This window comes from Azospirillum sp. Sh1, assembly GCF_008365135.1.
GTDB classification, from domain to species: Bacteria; Pseudomonadota; Alphaproteobacteria; order Azospirillales; family Azospirillaceae; genus Azospirillum; species Azospirillum oryzae.
The window spans coordinates 288,040-307,951 of the sequence record NZ_VTTK01000003.1; the positions used below are offsets into that span (position 1 = coordinate 288,040).

Consider the following 19,912-nt stretch of genomic DNA (forward strand, 5'->3'; position numbering starts at 1 on the left):
AAGTATCGGGGGATGCAAAAAAGCGCTTGCGCTCTCCGGCTCCGATCTTTAGAAAGCGCGTCACCGCGAACGACGTCCCCGTCGTCTAGAGGCCTAGGACACCGCCCTTTCACGGCGGCGACACGGGTTCGACTCCCGTCGGGGACGCCACTCTCTCGGTTCATGACTTAAGCCCCGCCTCGTGCGGGGCTTAGTCGTTTTTGGGCCGACCGCTTGACAAACTGTCTCCTGCGGAAGACACTCTCTGATGATTGAGATCCGCCAGACCGACCGCTTCGCTGCCTGGATAGAGAGCTTGCGGGACGATCGGGCTCGCATGCGGATCGAAGTGCGTATCCGCCGCCTTCAGCTTGGCAATCCCGGCGACACGAAGCCGGTTGGTGAGGGCGTCAGTGAACTGCGCATCGACCACGGCCCCGGTTACCACGTCCATTTCATACAGCGTGGTGACACGCTGATCGTGCTGCTGGCCGGTGGGGACAAGCGGTCCCAGGATCGCGACATCGCCACCGCCATTGCACTGGCGCGGGACCTTTAGACGTGCAGCCCGATAAAGGAGGGGAGCATGGCCCGAACCGAGACCCGTCCCTGGGACATCGTCGACAGCTTGGACAGTGACGAGCGCATCGCCGCCTATCTGGACGCGGTGCTGGAGGATGGCGATCCGCAACTGATCGTCGCGGCGCTTGGGGTCATCGCCCGCGCGAAGGGGATGACGGAGGTCGCCCGCAACGCTGGACTCGGCCGCCAAAGCCTCTACAAGGCCCTGTCGCCGGACGGAAACCCGGAATTCGCGACCGTCCTGAAAGTCATCAAATCCTTGGGACTTCGCCTGACCGTCAGCCCATAGCGCCTTACCCTGTACATTCGACCTTCCGTTCCTATGCACTGGCCCGCACCCGACATGACCATTTCCGCCGCCATCCCCCTCAGCGTCGCCCCGATGATGGACTGGACCGACCGGCATTGCCGGTACTTCCACCGTCTGCTGTCGCGTTCGACCCTGCTCTACACCGAGATGGTGACGACCGGCGCCGTGCTGCATGGCGACCGCGAGCGGCTGCTGGGATTCGACGCGGCGGAGCATCCGGTCGCGCTCCAGCTTGGCGGCTCCGACCCGGCCGACCTCGCCGCCTGCGCCCGCATCGCGGAAGAGTGGGGCTATGACGAGGTGAACCTGAACGTCGGCTGCCCCAGCGACCGGGTGCAGTCCGGCCGCTTCGGCGCCTGCCTGATGGCGGAACCCGATCTGGTGGCCCGGCTCGTCGGCGCCATGCGCGAGGCCGTGTCGATCCCCGTCACCGTCAAGTCACGCATCGCCATCGACGAGATGGAGGAATGGCCGACACTCGACCACTTCATCCGCACCGTCTCCGCTGCCGGCTGCACCCACTTCATCGTCCATGCCCGCAAGGCATGGCTGAAGGGCCTCAGCCCCAAGGAGAACCGGGACATCCCGCCGCTGCGCTACGACCTCGTCCACCGGCTGAAGGCGGAGTATCCGCAGCTGACCATCGCCATCAACGGCGGCATCAAGACACTGGACGAGGCCGAGGCGCATCTGGGCAAGGTCGACAGCGTGATGATCGGCCGCGCCGCCTACGAGACACCCTATCTGCTGGCCGATGCCGACCGCCGCCTGATGGGCGGGCTGCCCGGCCCCGACCGCCATGCGGTGATCGACGCCATGCTGCCCTACATCGAGGCGCGCATGGCGCGGGGCACGCCGCTCTCTTCCATCACCCGCCACATGCTGGGGCTGTTCCAGGGGCTGCCCGGCGCCCGCGCCTACCGCCGCCACATCGCCGAGAACGCCCACCGCCCCGGCGCAGGCCCGGAGGTGCTGGAACGCGCCGCCTCGCTGGTTCGCCGGCGCACGACAGACGAGGCGGCCGACGAAGCGGTGGAGGAGGCCGCGTGAGAGGCCAAGGCCCGGATTGAACAGTGAACAGTCCCCGGAAGACTGTTTCATGGCGTTCCAAACGTTCCATCCAGAGCCACCGGGCACCCCCAACCGGACGGAATATGCGCCGTGCGTCCCGCACCGCTTGCGTGCGGGCGGGGTCCTCGCTAACTATGCCCACTTCATCGGACGGAGTGTAAGCGGTGCGGTACGTCAGCACGCGGGGCGCGGCCCCGGTCTTGGGTTTCGAGGACGTCCTTCTTGCCGGGCTGGCGCGCGACGGCGGCCTCTATGTGCCGGAGACCTGGCCGCAGTTCACGGCCGACGACATCCGCGCGATGCGCGGGCTGCCCTACAGCGAGATCGCCGTCCGGGTGATGCTGCCCTTCCTGGGCGGTGCCATTGCGGAGAACGAGTTCCGCGCCATCGTCCGTGACGCCTATGCCAGCTTCGACCATGCCGCGGTGACCCCGCTGGTGCAGGTCGATCCGACCACCTGGGTGCTGGAGCTTTTCCACGGGCCCACCCTGGCCTTCAAGGATGTGGCGCTGCAGCTGCTCGGCCGCCTGTTCGACCATGTACTGGCCAAGCGCGGGCAGCGGGTGACCATCGTCGGCGCCACCTCCGGCGACACCGGCTCGGCCGCCATCGAGGCCTGCCGCGACCGCCAGAACGTCGACATCTTCATCCTGCACCCCAAGGGCCGCACGTCCGAGGTGCAGCGCCGGCAGATGACCAGCGTGCTGTCGTCCAACGTCCACAACATCGCGCTGGACGGCACCTTCGACGATTGCCAGGACCTCGTGAAGGCGATGTTCAACGACGGCGCCTTCCGCGACCGGATGGGGCTGTCGGCGGTGAACTCGATCAACTGGGCACGCATCATGGCCCAGATCGTCTATTACTTCACCGCCGCGGTGGCGCTGGGCGCTCCCGACCGCAAGATCGCCTTCACCGTGCCGACCGGCAATTTCGGCAACGTCTATGCCGCCTATGGCGCCCGCGCCATGGGACTGCCGGTTGAGACGCTGGTGGTCGGCTCCAACAGCAATGACATCCTGGCGCGCTTTTTCGCCAGTGGGAGCATGGTCGCGGCGCCGGTCGTGCCTACCTTGTCTCCCAGCATGGACATCCAGATCTCCTCCAACTTCGAACGGCTGCTGTTCGACCTGCTTGACCGCGACGGCACCGCGGTGACGGAGGCGCTGAACCGCTTCCGCGCCGAGGGCAAGTTCGCGGTGACCGACGCGCAGCTCGCCCGCGCGCTGGCGATCTTCTCCGGCCACCGGGTGGACGAGGCCGCCACCATGGCGACCATCGCCGATGTCTGGAAGGGCAGCCTCTATCTGCTCGACCCGCACACCGCGGTCGGCATCGGGGCGGCCAAGGCCGCGGTCGCGGCCGGCCGGGTCGATCCGTCCGTTCCCATGGTGGTTCTCGCCACCGCCCATCCCGCCAAGTTCCCCGACGCGGTGGAAAAGGCGACCGGCCGCCGGCCGGACCTGCCGCCGCGTCTGTCCGATCTTTATGTGCGCGAGGAGCGCCTGTCCGACCTGCCGAACGATCTGGCGGCGGTCCAGGACTTCGTCACCGCGCGCGCCCGCGCCGCCCAGGAGGCCGCATGAGTTCCATTCGTGTGACGACGTTGCCCAACGGGCTTCGCGTCGCGACCGATACGATGCCCGACGTGCAGTCCGTTTCTCTCGGCTGCTGGGTCGGGGTTGGTACCCGCAACGAGGCGGCGAGCGTCAATGGCGTCGCCCACCTCGTCGAGCATATGCTGTTCAAGGGCACCCGCCGCCGGTCCGCCTTCCGCATCTCCGAGGAGATCGAGAATGTCGGCGGGCAGCTGAACGCCTACACCACCCGCGAGCAGACCGCCTATTACGCCAAGGTCCTGCACGAGGATGCGCCGCTGGCGCTCGACATCCTCTCCGACATGATCCAGCACTCGACGCTGGATGCCGAGGAGCTGGTGCGCGAGCGCACGGTGGTTCTGCAGGAGATCGGGCAGAGCGCCGACACGCCCGACGACATCATCTTCGACCATTTCCAGTCCACCGCCTATCCTGGGCAGGCCATCGGCCGTCCGGTGCTGGGCTCGGCGGAGATCGTCGGCGCGCTGCCGCGCGAGGCGCTGGTCGACTACATCGGCGGCCATTACGGCGCCCCCGGCATGGTGCTGAGCGCCGCCGGCCGGATCGAGCATGACCGGATGGTCGACCTCGCGTTCAAGGCATTCGGCGACCTGCCGAGCGGCGCCCCGCCCAAGCCGGAGTCCGCCAGCTACACCGGCGGCGACTTCCGCGAGGACCGCGACCTGGAGCAGATGCACCTCGTGCTCGGCTTCGACGGGGTGGGGGTCCATGATCCGGACTTCTACGCCCACTCCGTGCTCTCCACCCTGCTGGGCGGCGGCATGTCGTCTCGCCTGTTCCAGGAGGTGCGCGAGAAGCGCGGGCTGGTCTATTCCATCTACACCTTCACCGGCGGCTACCATGACGGCGGCCTGTTCGGCGTCTATGCCGGCACCGGCGAGGATGAGGTGGCGGAACTGGTCCCCGTCGTCTGTGACGAGATCGCCAAGGTCGGCGCCGACGTCACCGAGGACGAGGTCGCCCGCGCCCGCGCCCAGTTGAAGGCCGGGACGCTGATGGCGCTGGAAAGCACCATGTCGCGCTGCGAACAGCTGGGCCAGCAGATCCTGATCTACGACCGCCCGGTTCCGGTGGAAGAGATCGTGGCGAAGATCGACGGCGTCGACCGCGACGCCGTAGTCAAGGCCGCCTCCCGCCTGCGCGCCAGCCGCCCGACCGTCGCCGCCCTCGGCCCGATCGCCAAGCTGGAAAGCTACGACCGCATCGCGGAGCGTCTCGCCTGACGATGGCGGCTGTGGTGCCCCCTCCCTCCCACGCTTGCGCGTGGGTCCCTTGCTCCCCCGCCTTCGGCGGGAGAGGGGATGTTCGCGATGAGACGGCAGTCCCCTCTCCCACCGAAGGTGGGGGAGGGTTGGGGAGGGGGCCGACTGCTCCAGCCGCACAATGATCCGCCTCCTCGGCAGCGGCCTCATCAGCCCGCCCGCGATCCGTCTCGACGGGCCAAACTGCTACATCCGGCCGCCTTTGCCCCGCGACTGGCGGGAGTGGGCCGACCTCCGCGCCGCCTCGCGCGCTTTCCTGACGCCCTGGGAACCCACCTGGCCGGCCGACGCTCTGACGCGCACAGCATTCGCCCGGCGGCTGCGGCGGCAGGCGCAGGAATGGCGCGACGATCTCGGCTATAGCTTCCTGATCTTCGACCGCGCGACCGACGCGCTGGTCGGCGGCCTCGGCCTCACCAACATCCGCCGCGGCGTGGCCCAGATGGGGACGCTCGGCTACTGGGCCGGCCAGCCCTATGCCCGCAACGGCTATGTGTCCGGCGGCACCCGGCTGGTCCTGGAATTCGCCTTCGGGCAGCTCGGCCTGCACCGGGTCGAGGCCGCCTGCCTGCCGACCAACCTGCCGAGCCGCGGCCTGTTGGAAAAGGTCGGCTTCACCCACGAGGGCTATGCCCGCGGTTACCTGCGCATCGACGGCGCCTGGCGCGATCACGTCCTCTACGCCATCCTGCGGGAGGAGTGGCAGGGCTGACCCAGCCGGACCTTACCGCTGGTCCAGCTTGATCTCGATCCGGCGGTTCTTCGCCAGCGCTTCGTCGGAGGTGCCGGGGTCGATGGGCTGGAATTCGCCGAAGGCGGCGGCGGCGAGGCGCTCGGCCGGGATGCCTTGGTCGATCAGGAACTTGACCACCGAGATGGCACGCGCCGACGACAATTCCCAGTTGGAGGCGAACTGGAAGCGCACCGGCTTGATGTCGGTGTGGCCATCCACCCGTAAAACCCAATTGATGTCGGGCGGAATCGCCTTGCCGATCTCGATCAGAGTGTGGGCAAGGTCGGCCAGCCGTTGCTTGCCGGCCTCCTCCAGCGTCGCCGAGCCGGACGGGAACAGCAATTCCGACTGGAAGACGAAGCGGTCGCCGACGATCTTCACGTCCGGCCGGTTGCCCAGCGCCTCGCGGACGCGGCCGAAGAATTCCGACTTGTAGCGCGCGAGGTCCTGGACCTTGGCGGCGAGCGCCTGATTGAGCCGGGCGCCCAGTTCCGCGATCTGCACCTTCTGCTCGGCCGAGGACTTTTCCGACGCCTCCAGCGCCGCGCCGATGCGGGCGAGCTGTTCACGCAGGGCCAGAAGCTGCTGGTTCAGCAGGTCGATCTGCTGCTTGCTCTGGGTCCCCACCGCTTTTTCGCCGGTGAGGGAAGCCATCAGGTCGCGGATGCGGATGTCGCGCTGGTCGATGTCCTTCTGGGCCTGGGTCCGGGTGTCGGCCAGCTGCGACTCCATCGCCTTCAGCCGGATGTCGCGCTGGTCGATCTCCTTCTGCGCCAGCATGGTCTTCTCGTTGGCGGAGGCCAGTTCCGATTCCAGCGCCTTGGCGCGATCGCGGGTGGTGCCGAGTTCGGCCAGCAGGGCTTGGCGTTGCTGCTCGGTCAGCTTTGTGGCGGCGACGGCGGCGGCAAACTCGCCCTCCAGCTTCTGCCGGGCCTCACGCAGGGCTTTGATGTCGGCCTGAAGGCTGATGATCTCCTTCAGCTTAAGGTCGAGCGTCTCGCGGTCGACGCGGACATTGCGCTGCAGCTCTTCCAGCGTGCGGGCGGTGCGGTCGCGGTCCTCCTGCAACTGGCTCAGCGTCAGGGTCATGTCGTCGCGGGCGGCGACGGAGGTCTGCAATTCGGTCGACAGCTGGGTGATGTTGACGCGCAGGTCGGCGTTGGCATCCCGCTCCATCGCCAGCAGGTCGTTCATCTCCGCGATCTTGTGATTGAGCGCGGTCAGCTGCTCGTCCCGGCCGGTCAGGGCAGTGGCGAGGTAGAATTGCGCCACGACGAAGACCATCAGCAGGAAGATGACGACCATCACCAGCGACGACAGGGCGTCGACCCAGCCGGGCCATGCGCTGGCGTCGCGGTGGCCGTTGCGGCGGCTGATGCTGGCCATGGGTACTCCCGGCGTTGGCCTACGGTGTCAGAGTGTCAGCGCTGCTGCTGGTCGGCTTCTTCGGCCAATGCGGCGATGGTGCGGGCCAGCAGCTTGATCTCGCTGCGGATCTCCTGCACCGCCTGGACGCGGCCGTTGGAGGATTCCTCGACGATGCGGGCGAGATAGATGTCCATGTTGCGCAGATGCTGGCGCGAGGCGTCGTCGAAGCCGGCGCCGGCGTTTTCCGCCAGCCGGTCGAGCAGCCCCTTCACCTCCAGCTGGTTCTCGCCCAGCCGCAGGAGAAGCTGCTGTTCGGCCCGCATGTGGTCGGTCAGACTCGACAGCCGCTCGGTCAGCGCCATCAGGTTGGCGTTGGCGGCGCGCCGGCCCTCTTCGGCGGTGGCGACGGTGCGCTGCAGCGAGTCGAGGTTCTCGGCGGTCTGCTCCAGCAGCGCGGTCAGGTAGGCCGACGCGGCATGGTCGCCCGATTCGAGCCCGCCGGCGGCGCCGCTCGACAGGCGGGTGGCGCTGGACAGCCAATCCTCAAGGTCCTGGAAGAAGCGGTTGTGGGCTTGGCTGGCCTGGAGTTCCAGGAAGCCCAACACCAGGGACCCGGCGAGGCCGAACAGCGATGAGGAGAATGCGGTTCCCATGCCGACCAGCGGCGCTTCCAGCCCCTGCTGCAGGTGGGAGAACATGGTGCCGACGTCGCCGCCCTGGACCGACAGGCTGCCGATGACGCCGCCAACCGACTGCACGGTGTGCAACAGGCCCCAGAAGGTGCCGAGCAGGCCGAGGAAGATCAGCAGGCCGATCAGATAGCGCGACAGCTCCCGCGATTCGTCCAGGCGCGAGGCGATGCCGTCGAGCAGGGAGCGCATCGACAGGGCCGACAGGGTCAACCGGCCGCGCCGCTCGCCCAGCATGCGCGCCATCGGCGCGAGCAGCACCGGTTCCTGCAGCGAGGCGGGGGCGACGCCGCTCTGGTACTGCTCCAGCCACGCCACTTCGGGGCGCAGCATCAGGACTTGGCGGAAGATGAAGGCGATGCCGGCCAGCAGCGTCGCCAGGATGACGCCGTTCAGCGGCGCATTGTTGAGGAAGGCGGAGCGCAAGGCGGGGAACAGCAGGCCAGTCACCGCGCCGACCACCACCAGGAACAGGATCATCCGGGTCAGGAACCGCTCCGGGCGTGTCATGAGGGCGGATACCTCCAGCGGTCGGGTCGTCGGGGTTGTGGCGGTCATGATGCTCCGAAGGGGTGTTCCGATCAGACCTCGCGCACGGGCTGGGCGCTATTCATTAAGGGTGCTATTCATTCAGAAAGACGGCATCGATCCGGTCGGGTGGCCCGCCGTTGTCGTCGACGCCAAGCGCGCGGACATCGACGCGGGTGCTGCGGATCCCGAAGGCCGACAGCCGCTCGCGCAGAGCCAACGCCCGGGCCAGTGCCAGCTGCCGCGCCTCGCGCGCCGTATCGGCGGTGCCGCTGGCGTATGAGCGCAACTGGAGCCTCGCGGTGTCGCTGGCGCGCAGCCGTTCGACGATCCGGTCGACCACGGTGTCTGCCGTATCCGGCAGATTGGGGGCGTCGGCCGGGAACACAAGGCTCAAAACGCTCGAAGGTGGCAGGTTAGCCGCAGGGGGTGCCGCGTCCGGGGGAGGGGGTAGCGCGGCCGTGTCGGTTCGCGGGGCGGTCGGCGTCCGATCGGGCGCCGGAGCGGCAGGTGCCTGGACGGCGGGCTGCTGCGGCTGCGCCGCCTTCGGGGCCGGCTCGGTACGGGCGGTGGCGCGGGGTGCCGGCTGGGCCGGACCTTCGGTCAGGACAGGCGGAGGCGGGGCTTCCAGCGGCTGCGGCAGGACGAGTCGCGGCGGTGCCTTGACCGGTGGCGGGGTGCGCAGATTGGGGCGGGGCGGCACCGACAGGGGAACCGCGTTTTCCAGCGTCAGACCGGCGGGAGACGGCGCCGGGCCGTTGGCCGGTGCTGCCGCCGACAGGGCAGCCGGAGAGAGCGCCCAGACCGCGCACAGCGCGGCGGCGGCAAGGTGCTTGCGGTCGGCGTGTCCCCAGCGGCCCAAAACGATGTGTCCCGTTAAACCTTTGTCCTGCAAACCATAGCCTATCGATCGCTCCAGCCACAACCACCCATCCGCCTGTCCCGTACGGGAAGGCGGATGGGTGGGCAGGGCAGGAGGGGTCAGCCCTTGGCGGACTTCAACAGGCGGGCGACCGGGACCTGGAGATGGCTGTTGGCGGCGAGCACGTTGCCGGTGAAGACCGGGTTGCGGCCGCCCTCGATCTCGCCGACGAAACCGCCGGCTTCGGTGACCATCAGCACGCCGGCGGCACAGTCCCAGGGAGCCAGGCCGCGTTCCCAATAGGCGTCGAATCGGCCGGCGGCGGTGTAGGCGAGGTCGAGCGAGGCGGCGCCGAAGCGGCGGATGCCCGCGACTTCCTTCATCACCGCTTCCTGTTCCTTCAGGAAGGTGGCGTGGTCGCCGCGGCCCTTGAACGGGATGCCGGTGGCGATCACGCAATCCTCCAGCCGCCGGCGTTCGGAAACGCGCAGGCGGGTGTGGTTGACGAAGGCGCCGGCACCCTTCTCGGCCCAGAACAGCTGGTCGCCGATCGGGGCGTAGATGACGCCGGCGACGATCTCGCCGTTGCGCTCGGCGGCGATGGAGATCGCCCAGTGCGGCAGGCCGTGCAGGAAGTTGGTGGTGCCGTCGAGCGGATCGACGATCCAGCGCGCCTCGGCATCGCTGCCCTTGGACGCGCCGCTCTCCTCCATCAGGAAACCGAATTCGGGCCGCGCCTTCTGCAGTTCCTCGCGCAGGGTGCGTTCGGCCTTCAGATCGGCGGCGGACACGAAGTCCGCGGGCCCCTTGCGCGACACCTGGAGGTGTTCGACCTCGCCGAAGTCGCGGACCAGACCGCGGGCAGCCTTTTCGGCGGCGCGGACCATGACGTTGATGAGAGCGGAGCGGGTGGCCATGGGTGTGGGTGTACCGTTTCGTGCAGGAACCAGAAAACAATACACCGGCCTCCGCGCATGGCGAAGACCGGTGATGGCAGAACCGACCTGGGAAGGATCAGTCCTTCGCGCGCTCGACGTATTCGCCGGTGGCGGTATCGACGACGACGCGGGTCCCGGCCTCGATGTGCGGCGGAACCAGGATCGACACGCCGTTTTCCAGCTTGGCCGGCTTGTAGGAGGAAGAGGCCGTCTGGCCCTTCACCACCGGGTCGGATTCGGTGATCAGCAGCGTGACCTTGCCGGGGATCTCGACGCCCAGCGGCGAGCCTTCATGGCTCTGCACCGTGACTTCCATGCCGTCCTGCAGGAAGACGGCCGGTTCGCCGATGATGTCGCGGGGGATGGCGACCTGTTCGAAGCTTTCCTTGTCCATGAAGGTGAAGCTGTCACCTTCTGCGAAGAGGAAGGTCATCTCATGCTCGTCCAGGCGAGCGCGCTCAACGGTCTCCTGGGTGCGGAACCGCTCGATCGACTTGTTGCCGGTGCGAACGTCCTTCATTTCCAGCTGGATGAAGGCGCCGCCCTTGCCAGGCTGGACGATGGCGGTTTTGGTGATGACCCAGAGCTTACCGTTGTGCTCCAGCACATGGCCGGGGCGCATCGTGTTGGCATTGACCTTCATGGCGTACTCGTGAATTCCAGAATCAGGGCGGCGCGGACCCTACCAGCTTGACCGCCCATAGGCAACGGCGCGGAACGGTAACTGCGGGCGATCCGGGCGATTGGCGGACGATTCTTCGCCGTTTCGTGCCGTGGTACTTTAGAATCCCTCCAGGAAGGAGACGTTTGAAACAGTTTTCCGCCCCCTGTTCACCGTTCCATCCGCACATCCCGGCGGTCGATCGCCGGCCCGGCGATTCTACCACGGGGCGGTCGTGGACGGTAAGCGGGAGCGGTAAAACCGTTGGCCGGACCGATGACGCTGTGACCATTGGCGACCCGGCTTGAGTACGCCGCCCGTGGGTGCTCTGATGCGGTCGCACCCCTTTCGACCGTCCATGAAGAGCGCGCCCGCATGTCCGCCCCGATCCGATCCGCCGAGCTTCCTCCCTGGCATCCCGAGGCGCTTGCCCGCCGTCGGCCCTATCTGGCGGCGCGCGGCCGGGTGCTGAACGCCGTCCGCCGCGTGTTCGAGGACCTCGCCTTCGTCGAGGTCGACACGCCGGCCCTGCAGGTCTCGCCGGGGATGGAGCCGCATCTCCAGGCCTTCGCCACCGAACTGCGCGGACCGCATCCGGACGACCGCCGGCCGCTGTACCTGCACACCAGTCCCGAATTCGCCATGAAGAAGCTGCTGGTCGCGGGCGTGCCGCGGCTGTGGCAGCTGGCGCATGTCTACCGCAACGGCGAACGGTCGGGGACCCACGCGCCGGAATTCTCGATGCTGGAATGGTATCGTGCCGGAGACGGCTACCGCACGCTGATCGACGATTGCCGGGAACTGCTGTGCGCCGGGGCCGAGGCGGGCGGGCGGCGGAGCTTCAGCTTCCGCGGCATGACCTGCGATCCCCTCGCGGTTTGGCGGGTGCTGACCGTGCCGGAGGCGTTCCGGGAGTATGCCGGCATCGACCTGATGGCGACCTATGACGGCAGCCACGATCCCGATCCGACGGCGCTGGCGGCGGAGGCGGCACGCATCGGGGTCGCGCCCCATCATGGCGACCGCTGGGAGGACATCGTCTTCCGCATCATGTTCGACCGCATCGAACCGCATCTGGGCGAGGGCGTGCCCTGCGTGCTGACCGACTATCCGCTGTGCATGGCGGCGCTGTCGCGGCCGAAGCCGGAAGACCCGCGGCTGGCCGAACGGTTCGAGTTGTATGCCTGCGGGCTGGAACTGGCGAACGCCTTCGGCGAACTGACCGACCCGGCGGTGCAGCGCGCCCGCTTCGAGGCCGACATGGCGTTGAAGGAGCGGCTCTATGGCGAGCGCTTCCCGGTGGACGAGGATTTCCTCGCCGCGCTGGAGCACGGCATGCCGCAGAGCAGCGGCATCGCCATGGGCTTCGACCGGCTGGCGATGCTGTGCAGCGGGGCCGAGAGCATCGAGCAGGTGCTGTGGCTGCCGGTCGCGGGGGTGTAGGGGGAAATTCCTCCCTCTCGCCGTCGGTAGGGCAATCTCATGCGGCATAATGGTCTTATAGAAGGGAAGACGTCATTCCCGCGAAGGCGGGAATCCAGCCGTTTCGGTCGCTCCGCACGAACGTTCCCTGGATCCCCGCCTTCGCGGGGATGACGGAAGTCCTTTTATGGGACTATAGATTTCATATGCAATCGCCCTCTCCCCAGGGGGGAGAGGGGATCCTCGGTAGGGGAGAGGGCGAGGTTCCCTTAGAACGTGAACTTCGCCTGCAGGCCGATCAGGTCGATGCTGCTCTTGTAGTCCACATTCAGGTTGCCGCGGCCGGCTTCGGGGCCGGTCAGGTCGTCGGTGAGGGCGACCGACGTCTTCGGGATGAAGACGTGCGAGTACGCGGCATCGACGCGCAGGTTGTCGGTGACCTGATAGCCGGCGCCGGCCGACAGCCAGTAGCGGTTCTGCTCCGGGATGCGGGGGGTGCGGTACTCGACGTCGACCGAGCCCTTGTCGAAGGCGACGCCGGCGCGCAGCGTCAGCTTGTCGGTCACCTTGTAGGAGGTGCCGAGCGCGTAATACCAGGTGTCCTTCCAGTGCTCCTCCGTCACGGAATTGAGCGCCGGATTGGCGACGTTGACGCGCAGTTCGCGGAAGCGCGACCAGTTGGTCCATTGCACGTCGGCCATCACCGCCCAGCGGTCGTTGACCTCGTGGTACAGGCCGATCGAGGCGATGTCCGGCGTGGTCAGATCGGCGCTGATGCTCTGGGAGGGGAGGGCACCGGCGAGCGGCGCCGGCAGGCCGGTGAAGGAGATGGTGCCGGTCAGCGAGTGCTTGACCGCCGAGCGGTAGGCGAGGCCGACGCGGGTGCCCTTGACCGGTTCGATCAGGGCGCCGAGCGTGAAGCCCCAGCCCCAGTCGTCGCCGGTCATATCGCTCTTCACGTCCAGCGAGCCGGGACGGCCGAGGCGGCTGGCGCCGAAGTCGGACGCCTGCGACAGCTTGGCCTTGGCATACTGGACCTGCACGCCGCCGCCGATGGTGATCATCGGGTTGATGCGGTAGGACACCGACGGCGCGAAGTTGTAGGTGCGGAGATCCGAGCGGATGCCGTGATAGCGGCCGATCCAGTTGTCGCCGTAATCGGTGACCAGACCCCAGGGGCCGTTGGCCGACAGACCGACCTTCAGGTCGTCGTTGATCGAATAGACGAAGTAACCGGCCGGAACCAGCGCGTCCTGGGCGATGTCGCCGGGCGAGGCGTTGCCGCTGATCGCGGTGCCGCCCAGGCGCCGGGCGCGGGTGGCGCTGGCGCTGTCGACCTTCGACTTCACGATGACGCCGGTGGCGGTCTGCACCGCCTCGATCCCTGTCACCAGACCCATGGTCGCCGGATTGTAGAACATGGAGCTGGCGTCGCCGTTGCCGCCGGCGGTCACGCCGGCATAGGCGGTGCCCTGGCCCGATACGCTCTGCTCCTTCAACGCGAAACCGGCGGCGAACGCGGTCGAGGCGGTCGCGATCGGTGCGGTCACCGCGATGGCGGCAGCGGCGGTCATCAGGCGTGTCTTGAGCGTCGTCGGAGACATTCGTTCCTTCCCCCAATTGTGTTATTGACGCAATGATACACAAACTGACGCTTACGTAAAGGGCCGCCCGCCACTTTTTGTTGGCTACACAAGCAGTGTTGCGGGCCTGCATCGGTTTCGGAAGTCGGAAAAGGGAGAAAGGGGTGCGGCGCGGCCACCGGAGGCAGCCGCGCTTACGTCCCCGCCCCCGTCACGGCGGCGAGATTATCCAGGGAATTCAGTGGAAAAAGCGGCGCGATGGCCGCCGTTGCGGCCCGGCGCGGTCAGGCGATCCAGGCGGTGGCGGCGGTGAAAAGTTCGCGCAGGATGTTGTGCTCGTCGCTCCACACCAGCTTTGCGGTGATGACGATGGAGGCGACGACCAGCATCGGGCGCACGACTCGGGCGCCGTTGCGGATCACCATGTGGGCGCCGGCCTGGGCACCGATATACTGCGCGACGCCCATCAGCAGGCCGACCGTCCACAGCACATGGCCGCCGGCGATGAAGAACAGCAGCGAGGCCACGTTGCTGGTCAGGTTGAGCACCTTGGTGTGGGCGGTCGCCTTGCGCAGGTTGTAGCCCAGCAGCGAGACGAAGGCGATGGCGAAGAAGGTGCCGGTGCCGGGCCCGAAGAAGCCGTCATAGAAGCCGATGCCGGTGCCGATGCTGAGCGCGAAGGCATGCTCGCCGATGCGCTGATGGGCATCGACGTCGCCGGCCTTGGGCGACAGCAGCAGATAGATGGCGATGCCGATCAGCAGGATCGGGATGACGTCGCGCAGGAAGCTGGGATCCAGCATCTGCACCAGGGTGGCTCCGGCCCCGGCGCCGATGAAGGTGCAGAGTATCATCGTGCGCATGGAGGCGGGATGGACCTCGCCGCGGCGGACGAACTTGATGGTGGCGGACAGCGAACCGAAGCTTGATTGCAGTTTGCCGGTGGCCAGCGCTTCGGCCGGGGACAGTCCGGCGGCCAGCAGGGCCGGGATGGTCAGCAGGCCGCCGCCGCCGGCGATCGAATCGACGAAGCCGGCCAGCAGGCCGACGGCGAACAGGATGCCCAGCGACTCGGGCGTCAGAAGGTCCATGATTTTGGGGAAGTCCAGGTAATCGGCCGGCTTAGCCGGCGAGTGCGGCCTCGATGGCGGCGTTCAGCGCCCGGACTCCGGCGCCGGGACCCTGCGGATGACCCCAGACGGCGTTGACCACGGCCAGGAAATCGGCGCCCGCGGTGACCAGCGGCGCGCAATTCTCGGCGGTGATGCCGCCGATGGCGACACAGGGGACCTCCATCAGCTCCGACCACCAGCTCAGCAGCTCCGGCTCGGCCTTGTATTCGGCCGTCTTGGTGCTGGTGGGGAAGAAGGCGCCGAAAGCGACGTAATCCGCCCCTTCCTCGCCTGCGATCATGGCGAGATGGCGGCTGTCGTGGCAGGTGACGCCGACGATGGCGTCGTTGCCCACGATCTTGCGGGCATCGCGATAGGGCGTATCGGACTGGCCTACATGGACGCCGTCGCAGCCGGCCTCCCGCGCCAGACGCGGATGGTCGTTCAGGATGAAGGCAACCTCACGTTCCTGCGCGATGGGGCGCAGGACGTCGCAGGCGCGGCGGATGTCGTCCTCCGAGCAGTCCTTGAGGCGGAGCTGCACGCAGGCGACGTCGCCGGCATCCAGCGCTTCCTCCAGAAGCGGCGCGAACGCCGCCGGCTCCAGGGCCGGCGGCGTCACGAGGTACAGTCGGCAGGCGGCAGGTTCCGCCTGCGTCGGCTTTCCCTTGGCCAAGTGTTACTCCCGGCCCTGGTAGATCTTCATGATCCGGTCGAGCAGCTTGAGGGCATCCTCGCGCGGGCGCTGGAAGGCGTTGCGGCCGATGATCGAGCCGTTGCCGCCGCCGTCACGGATGGCGCGGGCGTCCTCGAACACCGCGTCCTCGCCCTTGGTGGCGCCGCCGGAGAAGACCACGATGCGGCGGCCGTTGAAGGCGCACTGCATGATGTGCTTCACGCGCTCGGCCTGGGTGCCGATGGCGATCTGCTTCGACTCGTAGACCTTCTTGGCTTCCGGCTGCTCCAGATGGGCCGACGGCAGCTTCACCTTGATGATGTGGGCGCCCAACAGTGCGGCCATGTGGGCGGCGTAGCCGATCACGTCGATGGCCAGCTCGCCGTCCTTGGTGACGGCGCCGCCGCGCGGGTAGGACCACAGCACGGTGGCGAGGCCGTAGGACTTGGCCTCCTTCGACAGCTCGCGGAACTCCTCGTACTGGGAGTACATGGCGTCGGAGCCGGGATAGATGGTGAAGCCGATGGCCGATGCGCCGATGCGCAGCGCGTCCTGGACCGAGGCGGTGACGGCCTGGTCGGCGGCTTCCTTCTGGGTGGACAGCGAGTTGGCGCTGTTCATCTTCAGGATCAGCGGGATCGAACCGGCGAAGGTGCCGGCGCCGGCCTCCAGCGAGCCCAGGGGAGCGGCGTAGGCGTTGCAGCCGGCGTCGATGGCCAGCTGGTAGTGGTAGTGCGGGTCATAGCCCGGCTCGTTCGGGCCGAAGCTGCGGGCCGGGCCGTGCTCGAAGCCCTGGTCGACCGGCAGGATCACCAGCTTGCCGGTGCCGCCGAGCTTGCCTTCCATCAGGATGCGGGCGAGGTTCGCCTTGGTGCCGGGATTGTCGCTCTCGTAGTTGGCGAGAATGTCTTTGACGCGGCGCGTGAGCTTCATTGTGGCTCTTCCCCTGGGGCATTCTTGGAAATGGCGCCGTCTTAGCCCGTATTCGGCCGCTTTGCAACGGCGGGAGGGGCATAAAGCGGCCATTTGCCACGCCTGAACGGCCTAGGGCCTGCGGCGGGGGGAACCCGCGGGGGGTGGAATGGCTCGGCCGGAGGGGTTAGGGCAGAAGAGAACTGACCACGGTGTAGAGGCCGTATCCGGCCCCGCCCAGCACCGCCCAGGACCCGGCGGTCAGCCCGACCCAGACGGCGACCAGCCGCAGACCGCGCATCTTCTCCGGCCGGGGATCCGGGCTGTTCCCCATCCGGTCGGATGACCGGCCGTTTGCGGCCTGCCCCGGATGGTGCGGCTGCGCGATGGTCTGATCCGGCGTGGTCAGGGAGGTGATGCTCATGGGTGGCTCTTCCGGCATCGGAGGGAGAGTGCGGTGTCACAAAAATATCCTTACGTGACGTTACACCACCTTTGCGCGGCGAGGCTGTGCGAAAAAGCGGTAGTCCGGACCTAAGCCTCGGCACGACTTTCGGCCCAGCCATTGGCCTGTGTCAGCCAGTCGCGGCATAGCGCCTCCAGCAGGACCGGCCGGGTGGAGCCATGACTTTCGGCGGCGAGGTCGAGCAGGGGTGGGCAGGCGGTCAGCAGCGCGGCGCCACGGGCCGCGGCGATGGCCGCCAGACGGTCCGCCGCCTCCGTGCGTCCGGTGAACAGCAGGGCCCGCACCCCGGCGGCCAGCGCCCCCTGGGCCTCGCCGGCGCGGTCGCCGCAATCGAGCAGGCCGGTCACCTCCAGGCCGGGGAAGGCCCGGCGCACCCGCGCGATCAGGTCGAGCAGCCACAGCGCCCCGCCCGCCGGCGGCGCCATCAGGGTGAGGGCGGCGCCGGCCGAGTCGGCGACCGCGGCGGCGGCCAGCGCGTCGGCGAGGCCGCGGACCAGGATGGGGCGGATGGGGGACGGGGGGAATTGCGGGGCGGCGGGCATGGGCGGCGGCGGGGCGGGGCAGGGTGGCGGCTGGGCGGACACTCTAGCGGCGGGTGCGACGGGGCTCCAGTCCTCAGCCGGTTGAGAGAATTGAGGCAGGTCAAACCCAGGGATGGCGGTCCCGGAGTATGGTCAGTCACAACGGACAGCAGGCCGGGGCACCGGCGTCCGTTTCATTGGAATACCTCCCCCGGGAATGCCGCGATGATGGAATACAAGGGTTACAAGGCCCAGATCGACTTCGACAACGACGCGGGCGTCTTTGTCGGCGAGGTCATCAACACCCACGACGGCATCACCTTTTCCGGCCGGTCTGTGGACGAATTGCGGGACTCCTTTCGGCGGGCGGTCGACGATTACCTCGATTTGTCCTGCGACATGGGGGGCGAGGGCGAACAGCCCTTCTCCGGACGGCTGGCCATCCGCATCAACCCGATTCTGCACCGCGCCGTCGCCGACTGCGCCGCGCGGGAGGGCAAGAGCGTCTCCGCCTGGATCGCCGAGTGTCTGGGCCGTGCCGCCGGCGTGACCGATGTCAAAGCCGGATGATTTTTCGCAAAACGCAACGCAGCTTGCGTACGAAGGGGCGTGAGTTTGGCGAAACGCTTGGATTGCGCATTCACGTAATCATAGCAGAGCAACGGCTCCATCCCGTTTTGCGATTGGCACCGTCCTTGCTGTGAAGTCCCCGATCTAAAGGGGGGACTTCCTCATGAGCGGACTGAAACTGACTCTGCGAACGAAGCTGTGGACACTGGTTGCGCTGGCCGGGGCCGTCAGTATCGCGCTTGCCGCCGCCGCGCTGTGGTTGAACCAGCGCAGCACGCTGGAGGATCGGAAGGAAACCCTGCGCTCCGTCGTGCAGGCCGCCCATGGTCTGGCGACCGGCTACGAGGCCGAGGTCAAGGCCGGCCGCCTGACCCGCGATCAGGCCTTCGACCGGTTCAAGGCCAACATCAACACGATGCTCTACAGCGGCAAGGACTATCTGTTCGTCATCAACATGAGCTATCAGACGGTCATCCATCCGGTCCGGCCGGAGTCGATCGGCAAGGACATGCGGGACCAGAAGGATGCCAACGGCGTCTATTTCTCGCGCGAGATGGTCGACACCGCCAAGGCCAAGGGCGAGGGCTTCGTCTATTACAGCTATCCCAAGGCCGGCGGCAGCGAGCCGCTGCCCAAGCTCAGCTATGTGAAGATGTTCGAGCCGTGGCAACTGGCCATCGGCACCGGCGTCTATATCGATGATCTGGACGCCCGATTCGCCAGCAGCCTGTGGACCATGGCGGCCTTCGTCGGCGGGTTGGTGCTGCCGGCGGTGGCGCTGATCGCGCTGGTCGGCAATTCGATCAGCCGGCGCATCCGCCGCCTATCCGATGCCATGCGCTCGCTCGCCGACGGCAACCTTTCCGTCACCATTCCGGAGACCGAGGGCAGCGACGAGTTGGGTGACATGGGCCGGGCGGTCCAGGTGTTCCGGGTCAATGCCGAGGCTGCCCGCCGGCTGGAGGCCGAACAGGCAGAGGCCGCGCGCCGGGCGGTGGAGGAAAAGCGGCAGGCGATGGACCGGCTGGCCGCGCAATTCGAGGGGACGGTGGGCGGCATGATCCGCTCCGTCTCCACCACCACCGACGCGCTGGGCCAGAAGGTTCGGGCGATGTCGCACGCCGCGGAGCAGACCAGCCAGCTGGCCGGGATCGTGGCGAGCGCCAGCGATGGCACCGCCGCCAACGTGCAGACCGTCGCCGCCGCGTCGGAACAGCTGTCCAGCTCCATCGTCGAGATCGGCCGGCAGGTGTCGGAAGCCAGCCGCGTCGCCGGCGAGGCGGTCGGCATGGCGCAGGAGGCCACCGGCCGCATCGGCAGCCTCGCCGAGGCGGTCGAGCGGATCGGTACGGTCGTCGGACTGATCAACTCCATCGCCGGGCAGACCAACCTGCTGGCGTTGAACGCCACCATCGAGGCGGCGCGGGCCGGCGAGGCCGGCAAGGGCTTCGCCGTCGTGGCGAGCGAGGTGAAGGCGCTGGCCAACCAGACGGCCAAGGCCACCGACGAGATCGGCGGCCAGATGAGCGGCATCCAGGCGGTGACCGGTCAGGCGGTGACGGAAATCCAGAAGGTGTCGGCGGTGATCGAGCGGCTGAGCGCCATCGCCACGACGATCTCCGCCGCGGTCGACCAGCAGAACGCCGCCACCGCGGAAATCTCCCGCTCGGTCCAGCAGGCGGCATCCGGCACCGGCGAGGTCTCGTCCAGCATCTCCGGCGTCACCGCCGCGTCGGACGAGAGCGGCCGCACCGCCCGCGAACTGGTCGAGGCGCTGGGCAAGCTGACCAGCGAGGCGGCCGGGCTGAACGCGAAGGTCGGCGACTTCCTGGCGACGGTGCGGGCGGCGTGACGGGAGGGCATCGGCTTGCGAATGCCCCCTCCCTAACCCTCCCCCGCTAACGCGGGAGAGGGGACTGCCGCTGCACTGCAATTCCCTCCCTCTCCTGCCGAAGGCGGGGGAGGGAAGGGCATAGGCGCTAACATACCGGCTTCCTTATGAAGGGAGCCGGTATGTTTTCGGTCTGGCGTTTTCGTCGTCGGGGCGG

The 19,912-nt window shown here is 67.8% G+C and carries 20 protein-coding genes and 1 tRNA gene; 10 read left to right on the forward strand and 11 right to left on the reverse strand.

What is annotated here, in order from left to right:
- Window positions 1-74 precede the first annotated feature (74 nt).
- The 7 genes from FZ029_RS05835 (at window position 75) to FZ029_RS05865 (ending at window position 5,535) form a co-directional block, all read left to right on the forward strand.
- A tRNA-Glu gene (locus FZ029_RS05835) sits at window positions 75-150 on the forward strand.
- 97 nt (window positions 151-247) lie between these two features.
- Window positions 248-538, forward strand: coding sequence for a type II toxin-antitoxin system RelE/ParE family toxin (locus FZ029_RS05840; protein ID WP_149268370.1), 291 nt, complete (start codon window positions 248-250; stop codon window positions 536-538).
- Between the two features lie 27 nt (window positions 539-565).
- Window positions 566-850: an addiction module antidote protein gene (locus FZ029_RS05845; protein ID WP_149268371.1), complete on the forward strand. Its 285-nt coding sequence runs from the start codon at window positions 566-568 to the stop codon at window positions 848-850.
- A 54-nt stretch (window positions 851-904) separates the two neighbouring features.
- Window positions 905-1,921: a tRNA dihydrouridine(20/20a) synthase DusA gene (gene dusA / locus FZ029_RS05850; protein WP_149268372.1), complete on the forward strand. Its 1,017-nt coding sequence runs from the start codon at window positions 905-907 to the stop codon at window positions 1,919-1,921.
- 185 nt (window positions 1,922-2,106) lie between these two features.
- On the forward strand, window positions 2,107-3,528 hold the full coding sequence (gene thrC, locus FZ029_RS05855; protein WP_149268373.1) for a threonine synthase: 1,422 nt from the start codon (window positions 2,107-2,109) through the stop codon (window positions 3,526-3,528).
- Window positions 3,525-4,784, forward strand: coding sequence for a pitrilysin family protein (locus tag FZ029_RS05860; RefSeq protein ID WP_149197342.1), 1,260 nt, complete (start codon window positions 3,525-3,527; stop codon window positions 4,782-4,784). Before thrC ends, FZ029_RS05860 begins: the two co-directional genes overlap by 4 nt.
- A 160-nt stretch (window positions 4,785-4,944) precedes the next feature.
- Window positions 4,945-5,535 carry a GNAT family protein gene (locus tag FZ029_RS05865; protein ID WP_149197341.1) on the forward strand — a complete coding sequence of 197 codons (591 nt, stop codon included), beginning with the start codon at window positions 4,945-4,947 and terminating at the stop codon, window positions 5,533-5,535.
- A gap of 12 nt (window positions 5,536-5,547) precedes the next feature.
- Here the strand turns inward: FZ029_RS05865 and FZ029_RS05870 are convergent, their stop codons facing one another.
- From FZ029_RS05870 to efp, 5 genes are all read right to left on the reverse strand, one after another.
- Window positions 5,548-6,942 carry a peptidoglycan -binding protein gene (locus FZ029_RS05870; RefSeq protein WP_149268374.1) on the reverse strand — a complete coding sequence of 465 codons (1,395 nt, stop codon included), beginning with the start codon at window positions 6,940-6,942 and terminating at the stop codon, window positions 5,548-5,550.
- 35 nt (window positions 6,943-6,977) lie between these two features.
- A complete protein-coding gene (locus tag FZ029_RS05875) occupies window positions 6,978-8,171 on the reverse strand; it encodes a flagellar motor protein MotA (RefSeq protein WP_149268375.1) in 1,194 nt (397 codons plus the stop codon).
- Between the two features lie 64 nt (window positions 8,172-8,235).
- On the reverse strand, window positions 8,236-9,003 hold the full coding sequence (locus FZ029_RS05880) for an OmpA family protein (RefSeq protein WP_149268376.1): 768 nt from the start codon (window positions 9,001-9,003) through the stop codon (window positions 8,236-8,238).
- Window positions 9,004-9,122: 119 nt separating this feature from the next.
- On the reverse strand, window positions 9,123-9,920 hold the full coding sequence (locus FZ029_RS05885) for an inositol monophosphatase family protein (protein ID WP_149197337.1): 798 nt from the start codon (window positions 9,918-9,920) through the stop codon (window positions 9,123-9,125).
- Between the two features lie 97 nt (window positions 9,921-10,017).
- Window positions 10,018-10,584 (reverse strand): elongation factor P, encoded by a 567-nt coding sequence (gene efp, locus FZ029_RS05890; RefSeq protein WP_063634101.1) that lies wholly within the window; start codon window positions 10,582-10,584, stop codon window positions 10,018-10,020.
- Window positions 10,585-10,977: 393 nt separating this feature from the next.
- On the opposite strand from efp, the gene epmA reads away from it, so the two are divergent.
- Entirely contained in the window at window positions 10,978-12,045 is a 1,068-nt protein-coding gene (epmA, locus tag FZ029_RS05895) for an EF-P lysine aminoacylase EpmA (RefSeq protein ID WP_149268377.1), read from the forward strand.
- 248 nt (window positions 12,046-12,293) lie between these two features.
- On the opposite strand, the gene FZ029_RS05900 is transcribed toward epmA, so the two are convergent.
- The 6 genes from FZ029_RS05900 to FZ029_RS05925 form a co-directional block, all read right to left on the reverse strand.
- A complete protein-coding gene (locus tag FZ029_RS05900; RefSeq protein WP_149268378.1) occupies window positions 12,294-13,628 on the reverse strand; it encodes an outer membrane protein transport protein in 1,335 nt (444 codons plus the stop codon).
- 263 nt (window positions 13,629-13,891) lie between these two features.
- The gene (locus tag FZ029_RS05905) at window positions 13,892-14,698 is read right to left on the reverse strand and encodes a TSUP family transporter (protein WP_149197334.1); all 807 of its coding nucleotides are present in this window, start codon (window positions 14,696-14,698) and stop codon (window positions 13,892-13,894) included.
- 31 nt (window positions 14,699-14,729) lie between these two features.
- On the reverse strand, window positions 14,730-15,395 hold the full coding sequence (gene thiE / locus FZ029_RS05910) for a thiamine phosphate synthase (protein ID WP_149268379.1): 666 nt from the start codon (window positions 15,393-15,395) through the stop codon (window positions 14,730-14,732).
- Window positions 15,396-15,398: 3 nt separating this feature from the next.
- Complete coding sequence (locus FZ029_RS05915; protein WP_109155477.1) at window positions 15,399-16,328, reverse strand: class I fructose-bisphosphate aldolase; 930 nt, start codon at window positions 16,326-16,328, stop codon at window positions 15,399-15,401.
- Between the two features lie 166 nt (window positions 16,329-16,494).
- Window positions 16,495-16,731, reverse strand: coding sequence for a hypothetical protein (locus FZ029_RS05920; RefSeq protein WP_247892159.1), 237 nt, complete (start codon window positions 16,729-16,731; stop codon window positions 16,495-16,497).
- Window positions 16,732-16,841: 110 nt separating this feature from the next.
- Window positions 16,842-17,315, reverse strand: a complete 474-nt coding sequence (locus FZ029_RS05925; RefSeq protein ID WP_149268381.1) for a hypothetical protein — start codon at window positions 17,313-17,315, stop codon at window positions 16,842-16,844.
- A gap of 204 nt (window positions 17,316-17,519) precedes the next feature.
- On the opposite strand from FZ029_RS05925, the gene FZ029_RS05930 reads away from it, so the two are divergent.
- Window positions 17,520-17,864: a type II toxin-antitoxin system HicB family antitoxin gene (locus FZ029_RS05930; protein ID WP_149197330.1), complete on the forward strand. Its 345-nt coding sequence runs from the start codon at window positions 17,520-17,522 to the stop codon at window positions 17,862-17,864.
- A gap of 163 nt (window positions 17,865-18,027) precedes the next feature.
- Window positions 18,028-19,716: a cache domain-containing protein gene (locus FZ029_RS05935; protein WP_149268382.1), complete on the forward strand. Its 1,689-nt coding sequence runs from the start codon at window positions 18,028-18,030 to the stop codon at window positions 19,714-19,716.
- The last annotated feature ends 196 nt before the right edge of the window (window positions 19,717-19,912 follow it).

What these genes read in the sequence shown, in the direction of transcription:
- FZ029_RS05840 (WP_149268370.1), top strand. Translation starts at nt 248, where the DNA reads ATGATTGAGATCCGCCAGACCGACCGCTTCGCTGCCTGGATAGAGAGC.
- FZ029_RS05845 (WP_149268371.1), top strand. Translation starts at nt 566, where the DNA reads ATGGCCCGAACCGAGACCCGTCCCTGGGACATCGTCGACAGCTTGGAC.
- dusA (WP_149268372.1), top strand. Translation starts at nt 905, where the DNA reads ATGACCATTTCCGCCGCCATCCCCCTCAGCGTCGCCCCGATGATGGAC.
- FZ029_RS05860 (WP_149197342.1), top strand. Translation starts at nt 3,525, where the DNA reads ATGAGTTCCATTCGTGTGACGACGTTGCCCAACGGGCTTCGCGTCGCG.
- FZ029_RS05865 (WP_149197341.1), top strand. Translation starts at nt 4,945, where the DNA reads ATGATCCGCCTCCTCGGCAGCGGCCTCATCAGCCCGCCCGCGATCCGT.
- FZ029_RS05870 (WP_149268374.1), bottom strand. Translation starts at nt 6,942, where the DNA reads ATGGCCAGCATCAGCCGCCGCAACGGCCACCGCGACGCCAGCGCATGG.
- FZ029_RS05875 (WP_149268375.1), bottom strand. Translation starts at nt 8,171, where the DNA reads ATGACCGCCACAACCCCGACGACCCGACCGCTGGAGGTATCCGCCCTC.
- FZ029_RS05885 (WP_149197337.1), bottom strand. Translation starts at nt 9,920, where the DNA reads ATGGCCACCCGCTCCGCTCTCATCAACGTCATGGTCCGCGCCGCCGAA.
- efp (WP_063634101.1), bottom strand. Translation starts at nt 10,584, where the DNA reads ATGAAGGTCAATGCCAACACGATGCGCCCCGGCCATGTGCTGGAGCAC.
- epmA (WP_149268377.1), top strand. Translation starts at nt 10,978, where the DNA reads ATGTCCGCCCCGATCCGATCCGCCGAGCTTCCTCCCTGGCATCCCGAG.
- FZ029_RS05900 (WP_149268378.1), bottom strand. Translation starts at nt 13,628, where the DNA reads ATGTCTCCGACGACGCTCAAGACACGCCTGATGACCGCCGCTGCCGCC.
- FZ029_RS05905 (WP_149197334.1), bottom strand. Translation starts at nt 14,698, where the DNA reads ATGGACCTTCTGACGCCCGAGTCGCTGGGCATCCTGTTCGCCGTCGGC.
- FZ029_RS05915 (WP_109155477.1), bottom strand. Translation starts at nt 16,328, where the DNA reads ATGAAGCTCACGCGCCGCGTCAAAGACATTCTCGCCAACTACGAGAGC.
- FZ029_RS05920 (WP_247892159.1), bottom strand. Translation starts at nt 16,731, where the DNA reads ATGAGCATCACCTCCCTGACCACGCCGGATCAGACCATCGCGCAGCCG.
- FZ029_RS05925 (WP_149268381.1), bottom strand. Translation starts at nt 17,315, where the DNA reads ATGCCCGCCGCCCCGCAATTCCCCCCGTCCCCCATCCGCCCCATCCTG.
- FZ029_RS05930 (WP_149197330.1), top strand. Translation starts at nt 17,520, where the DNA reads ATGATGGAATACAAGGGTTACAAGGCCCAGATCGACTTCGACAACGAC.
- FZ029_RS05935 (WP_149268382.1), top strand. Translation starts at nt 18,028, where the DNA reads ATGAGCGGACTGAAACTGACTCTGCGAACGAAGCTGTGGACACTGGTT.